Origin of the sequence: Rhodococcus rhodochrous, from assembly GCF_014854695.1 — a bacterium.
Classification (GTDB): domain Bacteria; phylum Actinomycetota; class Actinomycetes; order Mycobacteriales; family Mycobacteriaceae; genus Rhodococcus.
This window is the reverse complement of record NZ_CP027557.1, coordinates 1,841,051-1,867,510: the sequence shown is the minus strand read 5'-3', so window position 1 is coordinate 1,867,510 and position 26,460 is coordinate 1,841,051. Positions and strand designations below refer to the sequence as shown.

General features: G+C 66.9%; 24 protein-coding genes and 1 rRNA gene. 2 read left to right on the top strand and 23 right to left on the bottom strand.

Going from position 1 to position 26,460, the window contains the following annotated elements:
* Positions 1-29 precede the first annotated feature (29 nt).
* Positions 30-1,551: ribosomal RNA gene (locus tag C6Y44_RS08665) — 16S ribosomal RNA — on the bottom strand.
* 558 nt (positions 1,552-2,109) lie between these two features.
* The gene (murA, locus tag C6Y44_RS08660; RefSeq protein WP_159418699.1) at positions 2,110-3,390 is read right to left on the bottom strand and encodes a UDP-N-acetylglucosamine 1-carboxyvinyltransferase; all 1,281 of its coding nucleotides are present in this window, start codon (positions 3,388-3,390) and stop codon (positions 2,110-2,112) included.
* Positions 3,391-3,448: 58 nt separating this feature from the next.
* On the opposite strand from murA, the gene C6Y44_RS08655 reads away from it, so the two are divergent.
* Positions 3,449-4,021, top strand: coding sequence for a cob(I)yrinic acid a,c-diamide adenosyltransferase (locus C6Y44_RS08655; protein WP_159418700.1), 573 nt, complete (start codon positions 3,449-3,451; stop codon positions 4,019-4,021).
* Between the two features lie 10 nt (positions 4,022-4,031).
* On the opposite strand, the gene C6Y44_RS08650 is transcribed toward C6Y44_RS08655, so the two are convergent.
* The 13 genes from C6Y44_RS08650 to prmC all read right to left on the bottom strand — a co-directional run bounded on the left by C6Y44_RS08650 (position 4,032) and on the right by prmC (position 15,271).
* On the bottom strand, positions 4,032-4,466 hold the full coding sequence (locus C6Y44_RS08650; protein WP_174247058.1) for a DUF2550 domain-containing protein: 435 nt from the start codon (positions 4,464-4,466) through the stop codon (positions 4,032-4,034).
* Between the two features lie 40 nt (positions 4,467-4,506).
* A complete protein-coding gene (locus C6Y44_RS08645; RefSeq protein WP_006552597.1) occupies positions 4,507-4,875 on the bottom strand; it encodes a F0F1 ATP synthase subunit epsilon in 369 nt (122 codons plus the stop codon).
* A 6-nt stretch (positions 4,876-4,881) separates the two neighbouring features.
* The gene (gene atpD / locus C6Y44_RS08640) at positions 4,882-6,330 is read right to left on the bottom strand and encodes a F0F1 ATP synthase subunit beta (RefSeq protein WP_016692470.1); all 1,449 of its coding nucleotides are present in this window, start codon (positions 6,328-6,330) and stop codon (positions 4,882-4,884) included.
* A gap of 6 nt (positions 6,331-6,336) precedes the next feature.
* Positions 6,337-7,320, bottom strand: coding sequence for a F0F1 ATP synthase subunit gamma (locus C6Y44_RS08635; protein ID WP_059383709.1), 984 nt, complete (start codon positions 7,318-7,320; stop codon positions 6,337-6,339).
* A gap of 48 nt (positions 7,321-7,368) precedes the next feature.
* The gene (gene atpA / locus C6Y44_RS08630; RefSeq protein ID WP_120282113.1) at positions 7,369-9,012 is read right to left on the bottom strand and encodes a F0F1 ATP synthase subunit alpha; all 1,644 of its coding nucleotides are present in this window, start codon (positions 9,010-9,012) and stop codon (positions 7,369-7,371) included.
* Positions 9,013-9,072: 60 nt separating this feature from the next.
* Positions 9,073-9,888: a F0F1 ATP synthase subunit delta gene (locus C6Y44_RS08625; protein WP_059383730.1), complete on the bottom strand. Its 816-nt coding sequence runs from the start codon at positions 9,886-9,888 to the stop codon at positions 9,073-9,075.
* A gap of 5 nt (positions 9,889-9,893) precedes the next feature.
* Entirely contained in the window at positions 9,894-10,457 is a 564-nt protein-coding gene (locus tag C6Y44_RS08620; RefSeq protein ID WP_006552592.1) for a F0F1 ATP synthase subunit B, read from the bottom strand.
* Between the two features lie 13 nt (positions 10,458-10,470).
* A complete protein-coding gene (locus tag C6Y44_RS08615) occupies positions 10,471-10,719 on the bottom strand; it encodes an ATP synthase F0 subunit C (RefSeq protein ID WP_006552591.1) in 249 nt (82 codons plus the stop codon).
* Positions 10,720-10,809: 90 nt separating this feature from the next.
* A complete protein-coding gene (atpB, locus tag C6Y44_RS08610) occupies positions 10,810-11,508 on the bottom strand; it encodes a F0F1 ATP synthase subunit A (RefSeq protein WP_006552590.1) in 699 nt (232 codons plus the stop codon).
* Positions 11,509-11,917: 409 nt separating this feature from the next.
* A complete protein-coding gene (locus C6Y44_RS08605; protein WP_159418701.1) occupies positions 11,918-12,397 on the bottom strand; it encodes a hypothetical protein in 480 nt (159 codons plus the stop codon).
* 11 nt (positions 12,398-12,408) lie between these two features.
* Entirely contained in the window at positions 12,409-13,614 is a 1,206-nt protein-coding gene (locus C6Y44_RS08600) for an MraY family glycosyltransferase (protein WP_120282112.1), read from the bottom strand.
* Positions 13,615-13,633: 19 nt separating this feature from the next.
* The gene (locus C6Y44_RS08595) at positions 13,634-14,296 is read right to left on the bottom strand and encodes an L-threonylcarbamoyladenylate synthase (RefSeq protein ID WP_024103704.1); all 663 of its coding nucleotides are present in this window, start codon (positions 14,294-14,296) and stop codon (positions 13,634-13,636) included.
* A 51-nt stretch (positions 14,297-14,347) separates the two neighbouring features.
* Positions 14,348-15,271 (bottom strand): peptide chain release factor N(5)-glutamine methyltransferase, encoded by a 924-nt coding sequence (gene prmC, locus C6Y44_RS08590; RefSeq protein ID WP_120282111.1) that lies wholly within the window; start codon positions 15,269-15,271, stop codon positions 14,348-14,350.
* A 184-nt stretch (positions 15,272-15,455) separates the two neighbouring features.
* Between prmC and C6Y44_RS08585 the strand changes: the two genes are divergently transcribed.
* Positions 15,456-15,926 (top strand): hypothetical protein, encoded by a 471-nt coding sequence (locus tag C6Y44_RS08585; protein WP_159418702.1) that lies wholly within the window; start codon positions 15,456-15,458, stop codon positions 15,924-15,926.
* Between the two features lie 44 nt (positions 15,927-15,970).
* On the opposite strand, the gene prfA is transcribed toward C6Y44_RS08585, so the two are convergent.
* From prfA to argS, 8 genes are all read right to left on the bottom strand, one after another.
* Positions 15,971-17,050, bottom strand: coding sequence for a peptide chain release factor 1 (prfA, locus tag C6Y44_RS08580; protein WP_120282109.1), 1,080 nt, complete (start codon positions 17,048-17,050; stop codon positions 15,971-15,973).
* Positions 17,051-17,137: 87 nt separating this feature from the next.
* Complete coding sequence (rpmE, locus tag C6Y44_RS08575; protein WP_006552583.1) at positions 17,138-17,371, bottom strand: 50S ribosomal protein L31; 234 nt, start codon at positions 17,369-17,371, stop codon at positions 17,138-17,140.
* A gap of 122 nt (positions 17,372-17,493) precedes the next feature.
* A complete protein-coding gene (gene rho, locus C6Y44_RS08570; RefSeq protein WP_159418703.1) occupies positions 17,494-19,539 on the bottom strand; it encodes a transcription termination factor Rho in 2,046 nt (681 codons plus the stop codon).
* Positions 19,540-19,912: 373 nt separating this feature from the next.
* Entirely contained in the window at positions 19,913-20,842 is a 930-nt protein-coding gene (thrB, locus tag C6Y44_RS08565) for a homoserine kinase (protein ID WP_064851647.1), read from the bottom strand.
* 37 nt (positions 20,843-20,879) lie between these two features.
* Positions 20,880-21,971 (bottom strand): threonine synthase, encoded by a 1,092-nt coding sequence (gene thrC, locus C6Y44_RS08560; protein ID WP_016693795.1) that lies wholly within the window; start codon positions 21,969-21,971, stop codon positions 20,880-20,882.
* Entirely contained in the window at positions 21,968-23,254 is a 1,287-nt protein-coding gene (locus C6Y44_RS08555; RefSeq protein ID WP_120282107.1) for a homoserine dehydrogenase, read from the bottom strand. Before C6Y44_RS08555 ends, thrC begins: the two co-directional genes overlap by 4 nt.
* Positions 23,255-23,292: 38 nt before the next feature.
* Positions 23,293-24,714, bottom strand: a complete 1,422-nt coding sequence (gene lysA / locus C6Y44_RS08550) for a diaminopimelate decarboxylase (RefSeq protein WP_192378742.1) — start codon at positions 24,712-24,714, stop codon at positions 23,293-23,295.
* Entirely contained in the window at positions 24,711-26,363 is a 1,653-nt protein-coding gene (argS, locus tag C6Y44_RS08545; RefSeq protein ID WP_159418705.1) for an arginine--tRNA ligase, read from the bottom strand. The genes lysA and argS overlap by 4 nt, the downstream gene beginning before the upstream one ends.
* Between the last annotated feature and the right edge of the window lie 97 nt (positions 26,364-26,460).

Here is a 26,460-nt window from a genome sequence, read left to right as displayed (position 1 = left end):
GCTGGTCCGAGACAGGAGTTGCTCCTTAGAAAGGAGGTGATCCAGCCGCACCTTCCGGTACGGCTACCTTGTTACGACTTCGTCCCAATCGCCGATCCCACCTTCGACGGCTCCCTCCCACAAGGGGTTAGGCCACCGGCTTCGGGTGTTACCGACTTTCATGACGTGACGGGCGGTGTGTACAAGGCCCGGGAACGTATTCACCGCAGCGTTGCTGATCTGCGATTACTAGCGACTCCGACTTCACGGGGTCGAGTTGCAGACCCCGATCCGAACTGAGACCGGCTTTAAGGGATTCGCTCCACCTCACGGTATCGCAGCCCTCTGTACCGACCATTGTAGCATGTGTGAAGCCCTGGACATAAGGGGCATGATGACTTGACGTCGTCCCCACCTTCCTCCGAGTTGACCCCGGCAGTCTCCTGCGAGTCCCCACCATCACGTGCTGGCAACACAGGACAAGGGTTGCGCTCGTTGCGGGACTTAACCCAACATCTCACGACACGAGCTGACGACAGCCATGCACCACCTGTCTACCGGCCACAAGGGAAACCACATCTCTGCAGTCGTCCGGTACATGTCAAACCCAGGTAAGGTTCTTCGCGTTGCATCGAATTAATCCACATGCTCCGCCGCTTGTGCGGGCCCCCGTCAATTCCTTTGAGTTTTAGCCTTGCGGCCGTACTCCCCAGGCGGGGCGCTTAATGCGTTGGCTACGGCACGGATCCCGTGGAAGGAAACCCACACCTAGCGCCCACCGTTTACGGCGTGGACTACCAGGGTATCTAATCCTGTTCGCTACCCACGCTTTCGCTCCTCAGCGTCAGTTACTGCCCAGAGACCCGCCTTCGCCACCGGTGTTCCTCCTGATATCTGCGCATTTCACCGCTACACCAGGAATTCCAGTCTCCCCTGCAGTACTCGAGTCTGCCCGTATCGCCTGCAAGCCCGCAGTTGAGCTGCGGGATTTCACAGACGACGCGACAAACCGCCTACGAGCTCTTTACGCCCAGTAATTCCGGACAACGCTCGCACCCTACGTATTACCGCGGCTGCTGGCACGTAGTTGGCCGGTGCTTCTTCTCCCACTACCGTCACTTGCGCTTCGTCATGGGTGAAAGAGGTTTACAACCCGAAGGCCGTCATCCCTCACGCGGCGTCGCTGCATCAGGCTTGCGCCCATTGTGCAATATTCCCCACTGCTGCCTCCCGTAGGAGTCTGGGCCGTGTCTCAGTCCCAGTGTGGCCGGTCGCCCTCTCAGGCCGGCTACCCGTCGTCGCCTTGGTAGGCCATTACCCCACCAACAAGCTGATAGGCCGCGGGCTCATCCTGCACCGAAAAACTTTCCACCCCAGGACATGCATCCCGAGGTCATATCCGGTATTAGACCCAGTTTCCCAGGCTTATCCCAGAGTGCAGGGCAGATCACCCACGTGTTACTCACCCGTTCGCCACTAATCCACCCAGCAAGCTGGGCTTCATCGTTCGACTTGCATGTGTTAAGCACGCCGCCAGCGTTCGTCCTGAGCCAGGATCAAACTCTCCGTTGAAGACTCAAGATTCCCCACCGAAGCGAGGTAATCAGTCAAAGACACAAGAGTCAAATCACTAGCATACAAACTCAAACTAGCTCAAACACTGGATCACCGCAGACGGAAGAATGCGATGTCCAGCAACAACCACCGAACAAATTCGATGGCCGCACCAAATATTATTTGGCACTGACATTCATCGGCACACTGTTGAGTTCTCAAAGAACACGCACACACCATCGATCCCGAACCTTCCGGTTCGCTCACTCCGGGGTGACTGTTCATCAGGAGGTCTCTTCGACCTCCGGGGCCACCGACCTTACCAGAAGAATCGGGGGCTCGTAACCAAGTTCAGGCGCCTTCGTCCAACCTCGTTGTCCCGTTCCTCTCGGCCCGGGTCGGTGTCCGTGTCGCTCTGACCTGGAATAAGTTACGCGAGGATCAACAGCCTGCCAAATCGCCTGGTCAGAGGGGTAGCCCTCGAGGAAAGCCCAGGTGGATGTCCCCGAAAGGCGCCGACCGAACCGAAATCGCCACCGGTGACGCCGGACACAGGTCCCGACCAGGGATTTCTCCCTAGTGCGACAGGAGTCGGCCTTCCTCGACACCCACCCGCTCGATGGTTCCGCCGAGCTCCTGGAGGATCTCGACGAACCGCGGATAACCACGGTCGATGTGGTAGACGTCGTGCACTTCCGTGACCCCGTCCGCACACAGGCCGGCGAGCACCAGACCTGCGCCCGCACGGATGTCCGATGCCCACACGGGAGCACTCGACAACTGCTCGACTCCCCGCACAACCGCGTGATGGCCGTCGGTGCGGGCGTCCGCACCGAGACGCACCATCTCCTCGACGAACCGGAACCGTGCTTCGAAGACGTTCTCGGTGATCATCGACGTCCCGTCGGCGATGGCCGCGAGACCGATGGCCATGGGCTGCAGGTCGGTAGGGAATCCCGGATACGGCAGCGTCGCGAAGTTGACGGCACGGGGCCGGTCCTTCTGCACGACGTGGAATCCGTCGGCCAACGGCAGGACCTCGGCGCCGGCACTGCGCAACTTGTCCAGCACCAACGCGAGGTGCTTCGGATTGACGCCGCGGACGGCGATATCGCCCCGCGTCATCACTGCTGCGATCCCCCACGTCGCCGCAACGATCCGGTCGCCGATGCACCGGTGCTCGGTGGGACGGAGGGACGAGACTCCCGAGACCCGCAGCGTCGTACTGCCCGCACCGGTGATCCGTGCCCCCATGCGGACGAGCATGTTGCACAGGTCGACGATCTCGGGTTCGCGGGCTGCGTTGTCGATGGTCGTGTCACCCTTGGCGAGGACCGCGGCCATGAGGATGTTCTCCGTCGCTCCCACCGAAGGGAACGCCAGACGGATGGTGGCACCGTGCAGATCGTCCGCTTCCGCGACGACGCATCCGTGCTCGATCGACGAATGGGCGCCGAGCAGTCGCAGACCTGCCTGGTGCATGTCGAGCGGACGGGAGCCGATGGCGTCGCCTCCGGGTAGCGCCACGATCGCCTTGCGGCAGCGTGCAACCAGCGGGCCGAGTACGCAGACCGACGCCCGGAACTGCCGCACGGCCGCGAAGTCGGCGCGGTACTCGGGTTCGGCAGGCGTCGTGATGCGTACGGCGTCGCCTTCGAGTTCGACCTCGCATCCGAGTCCACGCAGGACATCGGCCATCAAGGGCACGTCGAGGATGTCGGGGCAGTTGGTGATCGTGGTGGTGCCCTCGGCGAGCAGTGCCGCGGCCATCAACTTGAGGACGCTGTTCTTGGCACCCCCGACGACGACGTCGCCGGAAAGGCGGTTCCCACCTGTGACAAGAAAGCGTTCACTCACAACGACACAGCGTAACGGGCGTGTCCGTGGGAAGAGCAGAGCCGGTACCGTGACGCTCATGGCAGTCCACCTGACACGGATCTATACGCGCACCGGAGACGACGGAACGACGGGACTCAGCGACTTCTCGCGCGTCTCGAAGAACGACCCTCGTCTGGTCGCCTACGCCGACTGCGACGAGACCAACGCCGCAATCGGTGTGGCGCTCGCACTGGGAGCACTCTCGGAACGGCTCGTCCTGGTACTCCGTCAGATCCAGAACGATCTCTTCGATGCCGGCGCTGATCTGTCGACGCCCGTGGTCGAGAACCCGAAGTACCCGCCGCTGCGGATCACCCAGCAGTACATCGACCGGCTCGAGGGCTGGTGCGACGAGTTCAACGAGGAGCTGGAACCGCTCAACTCGTTCATTCTTCCGGGCGGTACGCCGGGGGCTGCTCTGCTGCACACCGCCAGGACGGTCGCACGGCGTGCGGAACGGTCGGCGTGGGCGGCGGTGGACGCGGCTCCGGACGATACGAACGTCCTGCCGGCGAAGTACCTGAACCGGCTCTCGGATCTGCTCTTCATCCTGTGCCGGATCGCGAACCCGGACGGCGACGTGCTGTGGAAGCCGGGAGCGGGCGCGTGAGGAAGTCCCTCTAGACGGGGCGGCGGCGCTGCGACCGGCCGTCCGGCCTGGATTCGACCCAGGACATGAAGGCCATCAAAGCGCCGCTGTCGAGCGCGATCTCGTACGAGTTGTCGCGGTCGATCACATCGAGGATCACGATGTCCTCGGTCATGATGTCGAATTCACTGCCTTCCGGCTTGCGCCGCGAACGCACATCGATGCCCTGACGGGTCAGGCGTACGTCGGGTCCGGGCCGAAGGCTCGAAAGCTTGAAGAAAGCGAGTGTGTTGTCGCCGTACCGAACGATTCCGTGCCTCCAGCCGGAACCCTCGTTCTGAGGCATCACTCGCAGGATGGCGGCGGTACCCCCGCCGCGCAAGGTGAAGAGACGGTACAACAAAGCCGCGACGGAGACCGCGAGCAGCACCACAAGGATATTGAGAATCAGAAATCCAAGTGACACTGCTCGTCGGCTCCGTCGCGGCTTCTCGTTGTTTCGACGATCAAGCTCGTTCGACAGCCCGCAGGCGGCCGCGGGCCGCTGCGATCTCCGACTCGTCACGATCTGCATCGTTCAGAGTCGACTTGGCTGCCTCGACGTCGATGTCCTCCACGCGGTCGGCGGCTTCGGCGAGCACCGTCACCGTCGTCGCGGTCACCGAGAGGAATCCGCCATGGACGGCCATGACGATCCGCTCACCGTCCGCGGTCCTGACGGACACGACGCCACCCTCGACGAGCTGGCCGAGCACGGGCTCGTGACCGGGCATGATGCCGATCTCGCCCTCGGTGGTCTGGGCGGTGACGAGAGTCGCCGATCCGGACCACACACGCTCCTCGACGGCAACGATGTCCACGCTCATCTCAGCCACGGTGGCCTACTTTCCGGCGATCTTCTTGGCTGCAGCCTCGACGTCGTCGAGTCCACCGCAGCTGTTGAACGCCTGCTCGGGCAGGTGGTCGAACTCGCCCTTGCACACGCGGTCGAAGGCCTCGATGGTGTCGGCGAGCGGCACGACCGAACCCGGCTGACCCGTGAACTTCTCGGCGACGATGAAGTTCTGGCCGAGGAACTTCTGGAGACGACGGGCACGGGCGACCGTGACCTTGTCCTCTTCGGAGAGCTCGTCCATACCGAGGATGGCGATGATGTCCTGCAGTTCCTTGTACTTCTGCAGGATGCGCTTGACCTCGTTGGCCACCCGGAAGTGGTCGGCACCGACGATGCCCGGCTCGAGGATTCGCGAGGTCGACGTCAGCGGGTCCACAGCGGGGTAGATACCCATCTGCGAGATCGGACGCGAGAGCTCGGTGGTCGCATCGAGGTGAGCGAACGTCGTGGCCGGCGCGGGGTCGGTGTAGTCGTCGGCGGGCACGTAGATCGCCTGCAGCGAGGTGATCGAACGGCCACGCGTCGAGGTGATGCGCTCCTGGAGCTCACCCATCTCGTCTGCCAGCGTGGGCTGGTAACCCACGGCCGACGGCATACGGCCGAGGAGGGTCGAAACCTCCGAGCCGGCCTGCGTGAAGCGGAAGATGTTGTCGATGAACAGGAGCACGTCCTGTCCCTGGACGTCGCGGAAGTACTCCGCCATCGTCAGGGCCGACAGAGCGACGCGCATACGCGTGCCCGGCGGCTCGTCCATCTGGCCGAAGACGAGGGCGGTGTCCTGGAGGACGCCCATCTCTTCCATCTCGAGGTGGAGGTCGGTGCCCTCACGGGTGCGCTCACCGACGCCGGCGAACACCGACGTACCGGAGAACTCACGCGCGATACGGGTGATCATCTCCTGGATCAGAACGGTCTTGCCGACACCGGCACCACCGAACAGACCGATCTTGCCGCCCTTCACGTACGGGGTCAGCAGGTCGATGACCTTGATGCCGGTCTCGAGGATCTCGGTTTTGCCCTCGAGCTGGTCGAAGGCCGGGGGCTTGCGGTGGATGCCCCACTGCTCGCCGTCGCGGCCGGTGCCCGGCGCGTCGAGGCAGTCGCCCAGCGCGTTGAACACGTGGCCCTTGACGACGTCGCCGACGGGAACCGAGATCGGCTTGCCGGTGTCGCTGACGGGGGCGCCACGCACCAGGCCGTCGGTGGGCTGCATCGAGATCGTGCGGACCAGGTTGTCACCCAGGTGCTGCGCGACCTCGAGGGTCAGGGTCTTCGCCACGGACGGCAGAGTGACCTCTGCGTGCAGGGCGTTGAACAGCTCGGGCACGGCGCCACGCGGGAATTCCACGTCGACGACGGCGCCGATGACGCGGACGACGCGCCCGGCAAGGGCCGACGCCGCACCGGCGTTGTTGTCGGTTACTGCTGCGGTCATTGTGGTTCAGTCACTTCCTGCACTCGAGGCGAGCGCACCGGCACCGCCGACGATCTCGCTGATTTCCTGGGTGATCTGGGCCTGGCGGGCCTGGTTCGCCTGACGGCTGAGGGTGTTCACCAGTTCCGTCGCGTTGTCCGTCGCGGCCTTCATGGCGGTACGACGGGCTGCCGACTCGGAGGCCGCCGCGTCCAGCAGCGACGCGTAGATGCGCGTGCTGATGTACTTCGGCAGGAGAGCCTCGAGCAGAACTCCGGCCTCCGGCTCGAAGTTGTACACGGCCTGCGGTCCCTCGGTGTCCGTAGCGCGGCGTCCGTCGGTGAGCATGTCCTCGCCGAGGTCGATCTCGTCCTCGGTGATGCTCACCTCGAGCGGAGCCATCCTGCGAACCTGGGGGGTCTGGGTCAGCATCGACACGAAGCGGGTGTAGACGATGTGCAGTTCGTCGACGCCCTCGATGGTGCCCTCGCCGTTCGGGGCGGGCACCTCGGTGCCCGAACCCGCCATGAACAGCTCGACCAGGTGACGGCTCGCCTTCGCGGCGTCCGTGTAACGGGGGTCCTGCGAGAAGCCCGTCCAGGCAGCGGCCACTTCACGCTCACGGAACGTGTAGTAGCCGAGGCCCTTGCCGCCCATCACGTACAGCACAGGCTCCTTGCCCTCGCTGAGGAGCAGCTGACGCAGCTCCTCGGCTTCCTTGAGGACGTTGGAGTTGTAACCGCCGGCCATACCGCGGTCGCTGGTCACGACCAGCACTGCGGCACGCTTGGGGTTCTCGCGCTCGTTGAGCAGGGGGTGATCCAACGAGGCCGACGCACTCGCCAGCTCGGAGAGCACCTTGGTGATCTCCTCGGCGTACGGCTTCGACGCTGCCACTCGGGCCTGGGCCTTCGTGATACGCGACGTCGCGATCAGTTCCTGCGCCTTGGTGATCTTCTTGGTCGAGTTGACCGACTTGATCCGCGAGCGCAGTTCGCGCAAGTTCGCCATTCGTCGATCACACTCCCTTCACTGGACGCTGGGTCATGGACTCCCCGCTCACTTGCGAACGGTGGTGCGCTTGACGGAGACCTGCTCCTGCTGGACCTCGTCGGCACCGAGGGCCTCGGCCTCTGCCTCGTTCACGACACGGCTGCCGTCGGAGGCGATGAAGCCCTCCTTGAACTTGGCGGTCGCGGCGGTGAGAGCCTCGATCGACTCGTCGGACAGGGCCTTGCCACCGGCGATCTGCTCGTAGACGCCTGCGGCGTTGCGGTGCAGATCCTCGAGGAGCTCGGCCTCGAAGCGACGCACGTCCTCGACCGGAACCGAGTCGAAGACACCTTCGCCGGCGAGGTAGATCGACACGATCTGGTCCTCGACCGCGATGGGCGCGTACTGGTCCTGCTTGAGGAGCTCGACGAGACGCTGACCGCGCTCGAGCTGAGCCTTCGATGCGGCGTCGAGGTCGGAGGCGAAGGCGGCGAAGCCTTCGAGCTCACGGAACTGCGCAAGCTCGAGACGCAGCGAACCGGAGACCTTCTTCATGCCCTTGGTCTGGGCGGCGCCACCGACTCGGGAAACCGAGATACCGACGTTGATGGCGGGGCGGACACCCTTGTTGAACAGGTCGGACTCGAGGAAGACCTGGCCGTCGGTGATGGAGATGACGTTGGTCGGGATGTAGGCCGACACGTCGTTCGCCTTGGTCTCGATGATCGGCAGGGCCGTCAGCGAGCCGCCACCGAGCTCGTCGGAGAGCTTGGCGGAGCGCTCCAGCAGACGCGAGTGCAGGTAGAAGACGTCGCCGGGGTATGCCTCGCGGCCCGGCGGACGACGCAGCAGCAGCGAGATGGCGCGGTAGGCCTCGGCCTGCTTGGTCAGGTCGTCGAACACGATCAGGACGTGCTTGCCCTGGTACATCCAGTGCTGGCCGAGGGCCGAACCGGTGTAGGGGGCGAGCCACTTGAAGCCGGCGGAGTCGGAGGCCGGAGCCGCGACGATGGTGGTGTACTCCATCGCGCCGTTCTCCTCGAGTGCCTGCTTGACACCCGCGATGGTCGAGCCCTTCTGGCCGATCGCGACGTAGATGCAGCGGACCTGCTGCTTCGGGTCGCCGGTCTCCCAGTTCGCCTTCTGGTTCAGGATCGCGTCGATGCAGACCGCGGTCTTACCCGTCTTGCGGTCGCCGATCACGAGCTGACGCTGGCCGCGGCCGATCGGGGTCATCGCGTCGATGGCCTTGATGCCCGTCTGCAGCGGCTCCTCGACCGGCTGGCGCTCCAGCACGGTCGCGGCCTGCAACTCGAGGGCGCGGGTCTCATCGGCTTCGATGTCGCCGAGGCCGTCGATCGGCTGACCGAGCGGGTTCACGACGCGGCCGAGGAAGTTGTCGCTCACCGGCACCGACAGAACGTCGCCGGTCCGCTTGACTTCCTGGCCTTCCTCGATGGTCTGGAAGTCGCCCAGGATAACGGCACCGATCTCGGTGGCCTCGAGGTTGAGGGCCACACCGAGGACGCCACCGGGGAACTCCAGCAGCTCGTTCGCCATCGCCGACGGCAGACCGCTGATGTGCGCGATGCCGTCACTGGTGTCGACGACCACGCCGACCTCCTCGCGGGAGGCCTCCGGGGAGTAGCTCGCGGTGTAATTGTCAATCGCGCTACGGATCTCGTCGGAGGAGATCGTCAGCTCCGCCATGTTCTTCCTGCTCTCGGTATCTGGTCTTCGAAAAGATCTATGTGTGTGTTCGGTAGTGGACTACGTGAGGCTCTTGCGCACTGCAGCGAGTCGACCCGCGGCACTACCGTCGATGACCTCGTCGCCCACCCGGACGACCAATCCACTGAGAAGCTCGGGATCGACCTCGACGTGCACCGTCACAGGCTTCCCGTAGATGCGGGTCAGGGTCGCGGTGAGCCGCTCCTCCTGCTTCGCATCGAGCGGTGCCGCGCTGCGGACGTGCGCGACGGCACGGTCCCGCTGGGCCGCGGCGAGCGCCGACAACTCGTCGAACGTCTCGGCCGGCGACGTGCTCAGCCGACCGACCGCGTGGACCGCCAGCGCCTCGGTGACCGCGGTGACCTTGCCGTACAGCAGGCGCGTCAGCAGATCACGCTTGGCCGAAGCCGGGGTGCTGCGATCCGAGAGCGTCTGCTCGAGTTCGGGGTCGCCGGCCACGATGCGACCGAGGCGGAACAGTTCGTCCTCGACAGTGTCGAGCTGGTCCTGGTCCGCCGCCGCCTTCAGCAGTGCCTCACGGCCGAGCTGGACGAGCGAGCCGGTCAGGTCGGACTGTGCCGACCAGTCCTGCCCCGCTGCGGCCTTGACGGTCGCGAGGGTCTGGGCCGAAACCTTGCCGCCGAAGACCTGCTCGGCCAGCCGCTCGCGAACGGCAGCCGGGGCCGAGGCGTCGGCCAGCGCGGTCCGGAGGGCCCGCTGGCTGTCGAGCGCCTCGACCACCGAGAAGAGTTCGGAACCGGCCTGAGCCGCAGCGGCAGTCGCGGCACCCGAGCCCAGGGCGGACTGCAACGCGGAACGCGTATGAGCGAGTGCCTCACGGCTTGCTGCGTACATGGTGCTCACTTTCCGGATGCAGAGTCAGCGCTGAGGGAGTCGAGTTCGTCGAGGAACCGATCGATCGAGCCGGCACGCTTCACGTCGTCCGCGAGCGCTTCGCCGAGGATCTTCTCGGCGAGATCCACGGAGCTGCGTCCGAGATCGCTACGCAGCTCGGCCACGATCTGCTGGCGCTGGGCCTGCAGCTGGTTGTGACCGGCGGCGACGATACGGTCGCTCTCCTCCTGGGCCTGCGCCTTCATGTCGGCGATGATCTGCTGGCCCTGTGCACGGGCCTCTTCACGGATCTGCGCCGCCTCGGTGCGGGCCTCGGCGAGCTGGCTACGGTACTGCTCGAGCGCGGCCGCAGCCTCCGCCTGAGCTTCCTCTGCCTTCTTGATGCCGCCTTCGATCAGCTCCGAACGCTCGTCGAGCACCTTCTGGAACATCGGAAGCACGAACTTCCAGAAGACGAATCCGACGAGGATCAGGGCGACCAGCGACCAGACGATGTCGTATGTCGCGGGGAGAAGAGGATTGGGAGTCTCCCCTTCCTCTGCCGCGAGGATCAGGATGCTGTCAGCCATTGTGATCGTCGGATCAGAAGATGAAGCCGGCGACGATGCCGATCAGCGCGAGGGCCTCGGTGAATGCGATACCGAGGAACATCGTGGTGCGCAGCTGGCCGGCCATCTCGGGCTGACGAGCCATGCCCTCGATCGCCTTGCCGACGACGATGCCGATGCCGATGCCGGGGCCGATGGCGGCGAGGCCGTAGCCGATGGCGCCTGCACCCGAGATCGTGGTCTCCTGGGCGAGGACGTCTGCTGCCTGAAGCGCAACGCTCATTGGTGTTCCATTCCCTTTCTTGTGGCTCGGCCCCGGGAGTCGGCAACCGAGTCAGTCTTTGTGTAGATGTGGGTCGTGCCGTTCGTCGAGCTAGTGCTCTTCGGCGTGCAGGGCCAGGTCGATGTACACCGCGGTGAGCAGCGCGAAGATGTAGGCCTGCAGGACGATCACCAGGAGCTCGAAGAAGGTGAACGCGATTCCGCCGATGAGAGAACCGATGCCGAACACCTTCATGAAGCCGTCGGAATCGAAGAAGAAGAACTGCGTGGCACTGAAGAACAGCACGAGCATGATGTGACCGGCCAGCATGTTGGCCATGAGACGAATGGTCAGCGTGAACGGCCGCAGAATGAACGTCGAGACGAACTCGATCGGGATCACCAGCACGTGGAGAGCGGGCGGCAGGTTCGGGATGACGATGCTGCTCTTGACGTAGCGGAAGAATCCGTACTTCTTGATGCCCACATAGTTGAAGACGATGTAGGCGAGTGCCGCGAGCACGATCGGCATACCGATTCGTGCGTTGGACGAGATGTTGAGGAACGGGATGACCGATGTCAGGTTCAGACCGACCACCAGGAAGAAGATGGTGACGATCACCGGGAGGAACCGGCGTCCCTGTTCCTTACCGAGGATGTCCTCGGCGATATGGATCCGGACGAAGTCGAGCATGATCTCGGCGACGTTCTGCACGCCCCGCGGCACGATCTTCGGACTCCGCAGCGCGAAGAAGAAGAACAGCGCGACGATCAGGGCGACGGCGACGCGGATGAGCATCAGCCGGTCCATCTCGAAGGGGGTGCCTTCGAACAGGACTGCCGGTGGGAAAAAATCAGCTAGTGACGGCGCGTGGAATTCTCCGGCTGCCAAGGTGGTGACGCTCAGCGCTCTCTCCCGTAGTCGGCCGCAGGCATGCCGTCTGCGGTTCGATCGGACATTGACGATCCAGAAGTCGACCAGGTCGGCTCGCGTATTCGCCAGTGGTCCGAACCGCGTGAACGGTCCCGCTTCCTGCCGGTGTCGGCGACTCTCGTCGACTCGGCGGCCATTTGAACACGACCGCCTACGAAGTCACAACTGCGCACCCTCTTCGAACCCGATGCGGGCAGCGTCACTTTCGTAGAACTCACCCTACCAACTGCTCTACGACAGTGCGTAGGTGGGTTCCTACGTGGGGGGTTATGGACAAGCGGTACTACTACCGATCGTCGTTGTCGGATCCGGAGGACGTCTGGGGATCGACGTACAGGGCGCGCTGCGAGAGCACCCCGTAGGTCTCGGCTCCCAGAACGATGACCAGGGCGAACACGATGGTGAGGACGAGCGCGTTGCGGTTGTAGAAGTCGAGCGAGTCGAGCGAACCCATCACGACGATGGCGAGGATCAGCTTCAGCAGCCAGGTGCCGAGAAGTACGGCTCCGGCGGTCATCGCCGGCATCTTCGACGTCAGGAGAACGCCGAGTGCAGTGAAGAGGATGAACCCTCCGCCGACGGCCGCTCCGATGAGTGCACCCCACAGGCCGGGCATCCCGGCGACGAGCACCGAGATCACCGAGGCCACGACGGCGAGCGCGAGAAGACCGAGGGCGCCGTACCGCACGGCCGCACGCATCGGCGCGATCGGGTCGGGCAGCGAGGGCAGACCGTGGTCGGGTTCGAGATGATCCGGGTTCGTCACGATATCCGAGCCTAACCGACCTCTCGGGAGTGCTCCGGCGGCGTCTCCCCCGACTCGTCGTGCCGCCGCAGCGACGGCACGGCGGTCACCACGAGGGCGAACACGAGACCACCCGCGAGGATCAATACCACCGCCCGCCGGTCGAGCAGCGAGGAACCGACGGCTCCGAAGGCCAGGATGCCGACCCACAGGTAGAGCAGCAGCACCACGCGACGGTGCGAGTGCCCGATCTGCAGCAGGCGGTGGTGGAGGTGCATCTTGTCGGGGCTGAACGGGCTGACGCCGGCCCGGGTGCGCCGCACGATCGCGAGGAGCAGGTCGAGGATCGGGATGAACATCACGGCACCGACCAGGATCAGCGGTGAGAGCAGACCGAGCAGGTCGCGCGAACCGTAGGCGCTGAGCGGGATGAGGCCCGAGGCGCTCGTGGAGATCGCGGCGAGCATGAGACCGATGAGCATCGACCCGGAGTCGCCCATGAAGATCCTGGCGGGCTGGAAGTTGTGCGGCAGGAAGCCGAGGCAGGCGCCGGCGAGGGCCGCGGCCATGAGGGCCGGGGGGTAGGCGGAGACGTCGCCGCCCTGATCGAGCAGCAGACCCACGGAGAACGCGCAGATCGCGAGTGCGGCGATGAGCCCCAGTCCGGCCGCCAGTCCGTCGAGCCCGTCGACGAAGTTCATCGCGTTGATCGTCACCGCGGCGACGGCGACGGTGATGAGACCGCCCTGGAGCTGGTCGAGCACGAGTGTCGAGGCACTGAACGGGTCGTAGATGACGATCCAGCTCACGCCCATGACCACGAGCACGCCGGCCGCGGTGACCTGGCCGACGAACTTGGTGAGCGCATCGAGTCCCCACCGGTCGTCGACGATGCCGACGACGACGATGATCGAGGCCGCGACGAGCGCCGCCCCCATATCCGGGGTGTATTCGAAACCCCTTGTCAGAGCAGGCAATTGCTGAGCGAAGACAATTCCCGCGACGAGGCCGATGTACATGCCGACCCCACCCATCCGGGGGGTCGGGGTCACGTGCACGTCGCGGTCGCGAGGAACGGCGACCGCTCCGAACTTCAGCGCGAGGATCCGCACCACACCGGTCGCGAGGAAGGTCACCACCGCGGCGGTGAGCAGGACGAGGAGAAGCTCCCGGATGGGAACGCCGGCGCCACGCCCGGCCTGGGCGAGCAGTACGGCGGTGGTGTCGGCTGCAGTCACGTGCTCCGTTCCTCCGCCGCTACTCCCCGCCGGACCGAAGGCGCTCGGGATCGTCGCCGAGCACCTCCGCGAGTGCTTCGGCCGTCACCGCGCCTTCGCGCAGGATGCGCGGGCGGTCGCCCGTGAGGTCGACGATCGTCGATGCGACTCCGTGCTCCGCCGGGCCACCGTCGAGATAGACACTCGCCGATGCTCCGAGTTGCTCGCGCGCCTCGGTGACGTTCGTGGCAGGGGGCCGGCCGGAGACATTGGCGCTGGAGACCGCGAGCGGACCGACCTCGCGCAGCAGTTCCAGGATGACGGGGTGCAGCGGCATGCGGAGCATGACGGTGCCGCGGGTGTCGCCGAGGTCCCAGGCCAGGGACGGCGCCTGGTGCACCACGAGGCTGAGCCCGCCCGGCCAGAACGCGCGGATCAACTCCCGTGCCTCGGGACGCACAGAGGCGACGAGACCGTCGATGGTCGTCCAGGAGCCGACGAGGACCGGCACCGGCATGTCGCGGCCGCGGCCCTTCGCGCGCAGGAGCGCCGTCACCGCGTCGGAGTCGAAGGCGTCGGCAGCGATGCCGTACACCGTGTCGGTGGGTACGACGACGAGTCGTCCGGCCTTGAGTGCGCCACGCGCCGCGTTGAGTCCGGCGGCGCGCGAAGCTTCGTTGTTGCAGTCGTACACGGTGCTCACGCGCTCATCCTTCCACTTCGGCCGCACTCGGCACCGGACGGGTCCTGCCCGTCAGCCGTCCGCCGCAGACCGTACCGACTTCATGCGGTCGGCTTCCACCGCCGTGGGAACACGGTGCGCGGTCACGAAGCGGGCCTTCCCGGCGAGGTCGGGGTGCCGCACGACGTCGCCGAACACCCGACGCTGCTCGAACAGTTCGGCGACCAGCAGGCTGTGCGTGTCGTCGTGCTCGACCGCTGCCGCTCCCCCGATCCGCAACCACCGCGCAATGTTGGAGACCATCGGCCGGATGACGGACAGTCCGTCCGCTCCCCCGAAGAGCGCCGAGTGCGGATCGTGTTCGATCACCTCGGGTTCGAGGTCGGCCCCTTCCGGGATGTAGGGCGGGTTGGCGACCACCAGATCGACGCTGCCTTCGAGGTTGGTGAGCAGCATGCGGTCGGTGACATCGCCCTGGTACAGCCGGATCGGGGTGTCCCCTTCCTCCGCGCGCGTCTCGGCGTTCCGACGCGCCCAGGCGAGGGCCTTCGCCTCGAGTTCGACGGCGTGGACCTCGGCGTCGGGACGCGCATGCGCAATCGCCAGGGCCAGCGCGCCGGATCCGGTGCACAGGTCGAGGACGACCGGGTTGCGGCTGCCGTGGCGTTCGAGGAAGGCCAGCGCCCACCCGAGCAGCAGTTCCGTCTCGGGCCGCGGGACGAACACCCCCGGCCCCACTGCCAGGTCGATCTCCCCCATCGGCGAGGTGCCGGTGATGTACTGCAGAGGAATCCGCTTCGCCCGCTGTTCGACCATCGAGCGGTAGGCGTCGATGGTCGTGGCATCGACGAGCGGGACCAGACCGAGTCGCCCGCGCTCGATGCCGAGCAGGTGCGCTGCGAGAAGTTCGGCGTCGACCCGAGGACTCGGGACTCCGGCTTCCTCGAGGACCGATGCCGCTTCGATGATGGCCAGGCGCAGAGGTTGACGGCTCACGCCTTACAGCGTGCCACGACCTCGTACCTGCACTACGCCGAGGTAGCCCTCGCATTGCACGCAGAACACCCGAACCGGACATCGAGGATGTTTCCGACAACGTGATTGACGGCACGGCGGGGTGGGCACCCGAACGAGGACCGATACCTTCCGGTCGGTTTCATCGACAGAAAGGGATTGCTCCATGAAGACGCGGACTGTGCGTGGAATCACCGTTCTTGCCGCTGCGGGTGCGACCGCATTCGCGGCCCCTGCTCTTGCGAGTGCCGAGCCCATCGACTTCCAGCCGATCCCGATCGGATGCCCGGCGGGTATCGGCGTGGTCGACACGGAGACCGCCCTCGCCGAGGAGGACGCGGCGCCTGCGGGGATCGAGTACGAGATCGAGCAGGAAGGCAGCGGCGGAGGCCAGATCAACTGGGTGAACCTGAGGACGCTGCAGCTCGGTGGCGGCGTTCTTCCGCAAGCGGCCGAGGGCGACGAGCCCGCGATCGCCCTCCAGACCGGTGACGGACTCGTGGTCAGCGCAGTCTGGGGCGCCCATCAGAACGCCGACGGCCAGGGTTGCTTCCTGCTGCCGGGCGTCGATCTCACGAACGTTCCGCCGGCGCCGGCACCCGACGAGGACGAGGACACCGACCCGACGGTGGAGTGACAGTGGAGTAGAGCCCCGCTCCCCTGTCAGGGCCCGGTTCGCGGTTACTCCGCCGCGAGCCGGGCTTCTCTGTCTGCAGCGCCCAGGGCGTCGAGCAGCGCGTCGAGTTCGCCGTCGAGCACCGCGTCGAGATTGTGGGACTTGAAGCCGATGCGGTGATCGGTGATCCGGTTCTCGGGGAAGTTGTAGGTGCGGATGCGCTCCGACCGGTCGACGGTACGGACCTGGCTGGCGCGACCCGCCGATGCCTCGGCCTCGGCCGCCTCTTCGGCCGCCGCCTGCAGGCGCGCCGCGAGGACCTGCATCGCGCGGGCCTTGTTCTGCAGCTGGGAACGTTCGTTCTGGCAGGTCACCACGATGCCGGTGGGAAGGTGCGTGATGCGCACGGCCGAGTCGGTGGTGTTGACGCCCTGACCGCCCTTGCCGGACGACCGGTAGACGTCGATGCGCAGGTCGCTCTCGTCGATCTGCACCTGCTCGACCTCGTCGGGCTCCGGGTAGACGAAGACGCCGGCCGCGGAGGTGTGCACGCGTCCCTGCGACTCGGTGACGGGCACACGCTGAACGCGGTGCACGCCGCCCTCGAACTTCAGACGGGACCACACGCCGTCGCGCACGTCGGTCCGCGACTTGATCGACAGCGTGACGTCCTTGTAACCGCCGAGATCGGAGTAGGTGGCACCGAGAACCTCGACGCGCCAACCGGCACGTTCGGCGTAGCGCGTGTACATCCGGGTGAGATCGCCGGCGAACAGGGCGGATTCCTCCCCGCCCTCACCGGACTTCACCTCGAGGACCACGTCGTCGCCGTCGTGCGGGTCGCGCGGAGCGAGCAGGTCGGTGAGCGAGCGGTCGAGCTCGGCGACCTGCCCTTCGAGGTCGTCGACCTCGGACGCGAACGACGAGTCGTCGGCGGCGAGTTCGCGCGCCGCCTCGAGATCCTCGCGTGCCTGCTTCAGAGCGTTGTAGGTCGACATCACGGGGGCGAGCTCTGCGAACCGCTTGCCCACCCGACGCGCTGCCGCAGGATCGTCGTGCAGCGACGGGTCGGACAACTGCTGCTCCAGACCCGCGTGTTCGGCCAGGATGTCGTCGATGGCCGACGGCTTGGTCTGCCCCGCCATGAGTGTGCTCCGCTCTGGTTTCGGTCTTGCAATGAAAAAGCCGACGCCCGGCCTGCACGAGGGCAGTACCGGGCGTCGGCGTGACAGCTAGCTGTCGGAAGCGGCCTTCTTCGGCGCACGCTTGCCGTAGCGAGCCTCGAAGCGCGCGACGCGTCCACCGGTGTCGAGGATCTTCTGCTTGCCGGTGTAGAACGGGTGGCAGTTGGAGCAGACTTCGACGTTGATACGTCCCGACTCCTTGGTGCTGCGCGTCTCGAACGTGTTACCGCAACCGCAGACGACGGTCGTCGTCACGTAGTTGGGGTGGATTCCTGCCTTCATGGTGTCCCTTTCATGGCCGCCGGGTCGCCTTCGCGGATCGAAGACGTGAACCGGAGCCGGACTGAGCCTGTCGATTATGCCAAACGTAGGGCCCCGGGAAGAAATTCCCCGGGGCGCCGACGTCAGTCGTCGAGTGCCCCCGGTGCGGTCTTCGCCACATTCATGAGGAACTCGATGTTCGTCTTGGACTTCTTGAGCCGGTCGATGAGCAGGTCGATCGCCTGGTGCGAATCGAGGCCCGAGAGCACGCGGCGGAGCTTGTGCACCACGGCGAACTCGTCGGGGCTCATGAGCAGTTCGTCCTTGCGTGTACCGGACGGGTTGACGTCGACCGCCGGGAACACGCGCCGCTCGGCGATCTTCCGGTCGAGCTTGAGCTCGGCGTTACCCGTGCCCTTGAACTCCTCGAAGATCACCGTGTCGCCGGTGGAACCGGTCTCGACCATCGCGGTGGCGATGATCGTGAGCGATCCGCCGTTCTCGATGTTGCGGGCAGCACCGAGGAAACGCTTCGGCGGGTACAGCGCGGTCGAGTCGACACCACCGGAGAGGATGCGTCCGGATGCCGGCGACGAGTTGTTGTACGCGCGGCCGAGACGGGTGATGGAGTCGAGGAGCACCACGACGTCCTGGCCCATCTCCACGAGACGCTTCGCACGCTCGATGGCGAGCTCGGCGACCGAGGTGTGATCCGACGGCGGCCGGTCGAAGGTCGAGGCGATGACCTCGCCCTTCACCGAACGCTGCATGTCGGTGACCTCTTCGGGACGCTCGTCGACGAGCACGACCATCAGGTAGCACTCGGGGTTGTTGACGGCGATCGCGTTGGCGATGTCCTGGAGGACGGTGGTCTTACCGGCCTTCGGCGGCGACACGATGAGTGCACGCTGACCCTTGCCGATCGGCATGACCAGGTCGATCACGCGTGTGGTGAGGATGTTCGGCTGGGTCTCGAGGCGCAGTCGCTGGTTGGGGTACAGCGGCGTGAGCTTGTTGAACTCGGGGCGGCGCTTGGCCGAGTCGACCTCGCGGCCGTTGACGGTGTCGAGGCGGACCAGCGGGTTGAACTTCTGACGCTGGTTGCCCTGCTCACCCTCGCGGGGGACCCGCACGGCGCCGGTGATGGCGTCGCCGCGGCGCAGGCCGTTCTTGCGCACCATGTTCATCGAGACGTACACGTCGTTCGGGCCGGCGAGGTAGCCGGAGGTGCGGACGAACGCGTAGTTGTCGAGGACGTCGAGGATGCCGGCGACCGGCTGCAGGACGTCGTCCTCGCGGATCTCGGGCTCGCGCGAGTCCGAACCGCTCTCGCCGCGGTCGCGTCCACGACGACGCTCACGGAAGCGCCGACCCCGGCGGCCGCGGCCGCCTTCCTCGTCGTCTCCCCCACGGTTGTCCTGGCCCTGGCGCGGACCCTGATTACCGCCGTCGCGATCGCCGGCGTCCTGGTTGCGATCACCCTGGTTACGGTCGCTCTGGTTGCGGTCGCGGCGCGAGGAGCCGTCGCCGGAGTTGCGGTCCTGGCCACGCTCGCGCTGCGAGTCGCGATCCTGGCTCTTCTCGCGCTGCGAGTCGCGATCCTGGCGACCGTCCTCGGACGCGTCGGCGCCCTCGGCCTGCTGGTGCTGGTCGGCGTTGTCGCCACCGCGGCGTCCGCGACGGCCACGGCCGCGGCGGTTACCGTCGGATTCGTTGTCGCCGCTGGGGGTCTGGCCGCCCTGCGGCTTCTCCTGCGAGCCCTCGTCGCCGGACTTCACGTCGGCCTTCTGCTGGGCCGGCTCGGCGTCGGCCTTCTGCTCGGGCGCGGCGGTCTCGTCGGCGGCGGCACGGCCACGGCGACCGCGGGTGCCACGCGAGGGCGCTCCCTCGGGCTTGTCGGCCGTCTCGGTCTTCGCTGCTGCTTCCGTCTTCTCGGAGGCAGCCGTCTTGGCTGCAGGCTGCTCGGCAGGTGCGGCGGCGCCGCCTCCCTGCTTCTCCTTGATCGCAGCGATGAGATCACCCTTGCGCATCCCGGAGGTGCCCTTGATCCCGAGCTCGGCGGCAAGAGTCCGCAACTCGGCAAGCACCATGCCCGAAAGGCCTGCTCCGCGGCGACCGCGCGTGGTCGTCCGGCTACCGGCCTCGGGAATGTCGAGAGCAGGTGTAGTGATCAGGTCCGTATCTGTCACGGAGATCCTTCCTTCCCTCGCTCGCTCCATGCGCAGCAGAGGGTTCGTCCCGCAGATCAGTTCGTCCACTGAGCTGGGATTTGCCGTACGAGTTCAGGGAAAACGAACGGTCGGCACGTCCGCCACCACACCGAAATCCGGTAGGTGCGGTCTGTCCCCCTCCCGGATCCGGGAGCAGGTGAGGATCGATCCAGGCTCGACGCCCCGATGGAGCTGGAGTGATTGCCCTGGAGAATCCGGCGACTGATACGCACGACGTGCGGACACCCCACAGAATAGCGACGATCTGTACGTAGAGCAAGAATCGCCGTGCCGGATGGGACGTGTGTGTTGCACCACCCGTCGACCCCCCACCCGGCACCGCGTGTCGGTCTCAGTCGACCTGGACGCCCTCGGCGATCTCGAGGTCGAGCACCGTCAGTTCGTCGGCCTCGGCGGCGGCCCGCAGTTCGTCGGGCAGCGCGGAGGTCGTGAGCGCGAGCACCGTCGGCCCGGCACCCGAGACAATGGCGGGGATGCCCGCCTCGCGCAGTGCGGCCACCCATTTGGTGGTGAGCGGCAGTGCGGGAGCCCGCTGGGCCTGGTGGAGCAGATCCTGCGTCGCCGGCATCAGCAGCTCGGGTCGCTCGGTGAGCGCGACCACCGCGAGAGCCGCCCGGCTGACGTTGAACGCCGCGTCCCGGTGCGGGACGAGTTCGGGCAGCAGGCCCCGGGTGTGGGCCGTGGACGAACGGACCGACGGGACGAAGGCGTATGCCTTGATGTCCGGGTGCACACGCAGGTTCACCGCGCGGTAGGTCCGTTGCTCGGAGTCGACTTCGGCCTCGGTCCACGACACCACTGCCCCACCGAGAACGCTCGCGGAGGCGTTGTCGGGATGGCCCTCGAACTCGGAGGCGAGCTGCACGAGCTGCTCGTCGTCGAGGACGCGCTCGGGAGCGATCTTGCGGACGAGCCCGTTGGCCGCCGCCAGCCCTCCCACCGCCGCCGAGGCGGAGGATCCCAGGCCACGCGAGTGCGGGATGACGTTGTGGCACACGACGTCCAGTCCGTCCGCCCACACACCGGCGGCCTCGAGCCCGCGCTCGACGGCACGGACCACGAGGTGCGAGGGTCCCCACGGAACCTCCTGGGCGCCTTCCCCCTCCACCTTCACGTCGAGCCCGGAAGCCGTTGTCGTGACGGTGATCTCGTCGTACAGACCGAGGGCGAGACCCAGGCAGTCGAAGCCGGGGCCGAGATTCGCGCTCGAGGCGGGAACCCGTGCCGTCACCGAAAGCCCCACGGGCAACGTCTGCGTCATGTCCTGATTCCCAACGGAGGAAGGCGTGGCGGTCAACTCAGGCCAACTCGAGCGCGGAGGCGACCGCGACCGGGTCGACCGGGATGGGCTCGACCACGGGCACGTCGCGCAGGGCAGTATCGGGGTCCTTGAGACCGTTGCCGGTCACGGTGCACACGACCTTGAGGCCGCGCTCGAGCCAGCCTTCCTTGCTCGCGGCGAGCAGACCGGCGATGGATGCGGCCGAAGCCGGCTCGACGAAGATCGACTCGGACTTCGCGAGCAGCCGGTACGCCTCGAGGATCTCCTCGTCGGTCGCCGCGCGGAACGCGCCGTTCGACTCCTCCTTGGCGGCCACTGCGCCGTTCCACGATGCGGGGGCACCGATGCGGATGGCGGTCGCGATGGTCTCGGGATCCTTCACGGGATGGCCGAGGACGAGCGGTGCCGCACCGGCCGCCTGGACGCCGAGCATGCGCGGGCGGCGAGTGCTGAGGCCGTCGGCCGCGTACTCGCTGTAGCCCTTCCAGTAGGCCGTGATGTTGCCGGCGTTGCCGACGGGCAGGATGTGCACGTCCGGAGCATCGCCGAGCGCGTCGACGATCTCGAAGGCCGCGGTCTTCTGGCCCTCGATGCGCACCGGGTTCACCGAGTTGACCAGACCGATGGTGGAGAACTCCGCGGTGGTCTTGCGGGCGAGCTCGAGGCAGTCGTCGAAGTTGCCCTCGACCTGGACGATCTTCGCGCCGTGCATGACGGCCTGGGCGAGCTTGCCCATCGCGATCTTGCCCTGCGGCACGAGCACCGCGCAGCCGATACCGGCGCGGGCGGCGTAGGCGGCGGCCGACGCGGAGGTGTTGCCGGTGGAGGCGCACAGCACGGCCTGCTTGCCGGTCGCGAGGGCCTCGGTGACCGCCATGGTCATACCGCGGTCCTTGAACGAGCCGGTGGGGTTGAGACCCTCGACCTTGACGTGGACCTCGCAGCCGGTGATCTCCGACAGACGCGGAGCCGGGAGCAGCGGCGTGCCACCCTCGCGCAGCGTGACCGTCTTCCAGTCGTCACCGATCGGCAGGCGCGAACGGTACGCCTCGATCAGGCCCGGCCACGGCGTGTGCACGGGGGTGGTGTTCTTCTCGGCCGCGCTCATTCGGCGGATCCCTCCAGTCTCAGGACGCTGGTCACAGCGATCACGGATTCGAGTTTGTCGAGCGCTGCGACGGTATCCGCCAGCGCACGGTCGGTGGCCTGATGGGTGAGTACCACCAGACGGGCAGCGTCGCCGGCGCCTTCCTGACGGACCGCTGCGATGCTCACGCCCCGCGTGGCGAACTCGGCGGCCACCGCGGAGAGCACGCCGGCGCGGTCGGCGACCTTCAGATTGACGTAGTAGCGGGTGAGGATGTCGCTCATGGGCGCGATCTCCAACTGCGCGTACTTCGACTCACGCGGACCACGACCTCCCTGCACCCGGTTGCGGGCGGCCATCACGAGGTCGCCCATCACGGCGGAGGCGGTGGGGGCGCCACCGGCACCCTGGCCGTAGAACATGAGCCGGCCCGAGGACTCCGCTTCGACGACGACGGCGTTGAACGCGCCGTTGACCGAGGCCAGCGGATGCTCGCGGGGCACGAGCGCCGGGTAGACCCGGGCGGACACGCGGTCCTTGCCGTCGGCGGACGGGACGCGCTCGCACAACGCGAGCAGCTTGATCGTGCAGTTGAGCGCGCGCGCCGAGGTGAGGTCGGCGGCGGTGATCGACGAGATGCCCTCGCGGTAGACGTCGGCTGCCGTCACGCGGGTGTGGAAGGCGATCGACGCGAGGATCGCCGCCTTCGAGGCCGCGTCGAAGCCTTCGACGTCGGCGGTGGGATCGGCCTCGGCGTATCCGAGGCGGCCCGCCTCGGCGAGCGTCTCGCCGTAGTCGGCGCCCGTCTCGTCCATGGCCGAGAGGATGTAGTTCGTGGTGCCGTTGACGATGCCGACGACCCGGTTGACCTTGTCGCCCGCGAGCGACTGGGTCAGCGGACGGATCACCGGGATCGCACCGGCCACGGACGCCTCGAAGTAGAGGTCGACGTTGCGGGCCTCGGCCACCTCGGCCAGTTCGCCGGTGTAGGCGGCGAGCAGTGCCTTGTTGGCGGTGACGACGGACTTGCCGGCGTCGAGCGCCGTGCGCACGAGCTTGCGGGGCAGTTCGATGCCACCGATGAGTTCGACGACGATGTCGACGTCGTCGCGGCGGATCAGCGCCTCGGCGTTCGTCGTGACCAGCTCCGCGGGAAGACCCCGGTCGCGGGAGGCGTCGCGCACGGCGACCCCCCGCAGCTCGAGGGGGGCACCGATGCGCGCCTCGAGATCGGCGGCGTCCTCGCGGATGATCCGCGCGACCTCGGCACCGACGGTGCCGTGCCCGAGAACCGCCACACCCACCGGACGCCGGCCCGAAGCATCGGTCGCCGTTGCACTGGTCACTCCGAAACCTCCAAGTTGAGCAGATCTTCGAGGGTCTCGCGGCGCAGCAGAACGCGCGAGACACCGTCCTTGACCGCCACGACGGCGGGGCGAGGCAGCAGGTTGTACCTGCTCGACATCGAGTAGCAGTATGCACCCGTCGCCGCGACCGCCAGTAAATCACCGGCTGCGACGTCGGCGGGCATCCAGGCGTCGCGGATGACGATGTCGCCGCTCTCGCAGTGCTTGCCGACGACACGCGAGACCACCGGCTCGGCGTCGCTCACGCGGGAGACGAGGCGCGACTCGTACTCCGCCTGGTACAGCGACGTGCGGATGTTGTCGCTCATGCCGCCGTCGACACTGATGTAGCGGCGGACGTGCCCGGAACCGACCTCGACGTCCTTGAGGGTTCCCACCTCGTAGAGCGTCACCGTGCCCGGTCCGGCGATGGCGCGGCCGGGTTCGACCGCGAGGGTCGGGGCCGGCAGCCCCGCGAGCGCGGACTCGGTGCGGACGATGTCGTTGAGCTTCGCCGCGAGATCGGCGACCGGCGGCGGGTCGTCGCTCGGCACGTACGAGATGCCGAGGCCACCGCCGAGATCGACGATGTTCATCTGCGAGGTCTTGTCGACACCGAACTCGGCGACGATGTCGCGCAGCAGGCCGATGACGCGGTGGGCGGCCAGTTCGAAGCCGTCGACGTCGAAGATCTGCGAACCGATGTGGCTGTGCAGACCGACGAGGCGCAGGTTGTCGGCCGCGAAGACGCGGCGCACGGCCTGCATGGCGTTGCCGCCGGCGAGCGAGAGCCCGAACTTCTGGTCCTCGTGCGCGGTGGAGATGAACTCGTGGGTGTGGGCCTCGACGCCCACGGTCACGCGGATGAGCACGTCCTGGACGACACCGGCCTCATCGGCGACCGCGTCGAGCCGGTCGATCTCGGCGAGCGAGTCGAGCACGATGTGCCCGACCCCGGCGGTCACGGCGGCCTGCAGTTCGCGGACGGACTTGTTGTTGCCGTGCATCGCGATCTTCCCGGCGGGGAAGCCGGCGTGCAGGGCCACGGCGAGCTCACCACCGGACGAGACGTCGAGCGAGAGCCCTTCCTGATGGACCCACCGCGCGATCTCGCTGCACAGGAACGCCTTCGACGCGTAGTGCACCTTCGCCGACGGACCGAAGGCCTCCGCGATCTCCCGGCAGCGGGAGCGGAAGTCGTCCTCGTCGACGACGAACAGCGGGGTGCCGTACTTCTCGGCGAGCTCGGTCACCGGGATGCCGGCGATGCTCATGACGCCGTCCTCGCCGCGCGACGCGTTGCGCGGCCACACGTGCGGAGCGAGCGCGTTGAGCGCCGCGGCGTCGGTGGGTCGTTCGGGCAGGTTCGGGGCGTGCGGGATCTGGGCGTGGCGCGGTCCCGCCGGATGCGCGTTCACATCCGCTCCGGGGCGCTGACGCCGAGCAGGCCGAGGCCGTTGGCGAGGACCTGACGTGCAGCCGCACACAACGCGAGTCGCGCGGTGTGCAGCGGGCCGGCCTCCTCGTCGCCCTGCGGGAGGATCCGGCAGGCGTCGTAGAAGCGGTGGTAGGTGCCCGCGAGTTCCTCGAGGTACCGGGCGACGCGGTGCGGTTCGCGCAGTTCGGCCGCCTTCGCGAGCACCCGGGGGTACTCGCCGAGGGTGCGGATCAGGTCGCCCTCGCGCTCGTGGGTGAGCAGCGCGAAGTCGGCGCCCTCGGTGGTCAGGCCGAGATCGGCGGCGTTGCGCGCGATCGACGACAGCCGCGCGTGGGCGTACTGCACGTAGTAGACCGGGTTCTCGTTCGTGGTGCTGGCCCACAGTTCGAGGTCGATGTCGATGCTCTGGTCCACCGAGGACCGCACGAGCGAGTAGCGCGCGGCGTCGACGCCGATCGCCTCGACGAGGTCGTCGAGGGTGATGACGGTGCCGGCCCGCTTGCTCATCTTCACGGCCTCGCCACCGCGGACGAGGTTGACCATCTGGCCGATCATCACCTCGACGGTGTCGGGGTCGTCGCCGAAGGCCGCCGCGGCGGCCTTGAGGCGCGCGATGTAGCCGTGGTGGTCGGCCCCGAGCATGTAGATGCACAGGTCGAAGCCGCGCGAGCGCTTGTCCTGGAAGTAGGCGATGTCGCCGGCGATGTAGGCGGCGTTGCCGTCGGACTTGATGACGACGCGGTCCTTGTCGTCGCCGTAGTCGGTGCTCTTGAGCCACCAGGCGCCGTCGTCGAAGTACAGATTGCCCGACGCCTTGAGGGTCTCGACGGCCTTGTCGACCGCTCCGCTCTCGAAGAGGGAGTTCTCGTGGAAGTACACGTCGAAGTCGACACCGAACTCGTGGAGGGTGCTCTTGATGTGCGCGAACATCAGGTCCACGCCGATGGAGCGGAAGGTCTCGTGCCGCTCGGCCTCGGGGAGTTCGAGGGCATCGGGGCGCTGCTCGAGCACGGAGGAGGCGATGTCGACGATGTACGCGCCGGCGTAGCCGTCCTCGGGGGCGGGCTGTCCGAGCGCGGAGGCGATGAGCGACCGGGTGAAGCGGTCGATCTGCGCGCCGTGGTCGTTGAAGTAGTACTCGCGGGTGACCTCGCCGCCCTGAGCGGTGAGGATGCGGCCGAGCGCGTCGCCGACCGCGGCCCAGCGGGTACCACCGAGGTGGATCGGGCCGGTGGGGTTGGCTGAGACGAACTCGAGGTTGATCCTCGTGTTCGCAAGGTCGCTGCCGTTGCCGTAGGCGGCGCCCTCGGCGAGCACCTTCGCCACGATCGCTCCCTGGGCGTCGGCGGCGAGCCGGATGTTGAGGAAGCCGGGTCCCGCGACATCGGCGGAGTCGATGCCGTCGGCGGCGGTCAGGGCCTCGGCGAGCCAGGTGGCGAGTTCGCGGGGATTGACGCCGACCTTCTTCGCGACCTGCATCGCGACGTTGGTCGCGTAGTCGCCGTGCTCCGGATTGCGCGGGCGCTCGACGGTGAGGGTCTCGGGAAGAACGGACGCGTCGAGACCACGGTCGGTGAGGACACCGGCGGCGGTTCCGCGGAGCAGCTGAGCAAGGTCGGAGGGAGTCACAGGTGTCCATCCTATTGGCTGGTCGATCGCGGCGCCGACGCTCCCCCTACCGGCAGCTCCGGGCACCGCGCGAGAGCACGCCCGTAGAGTTGTGGGT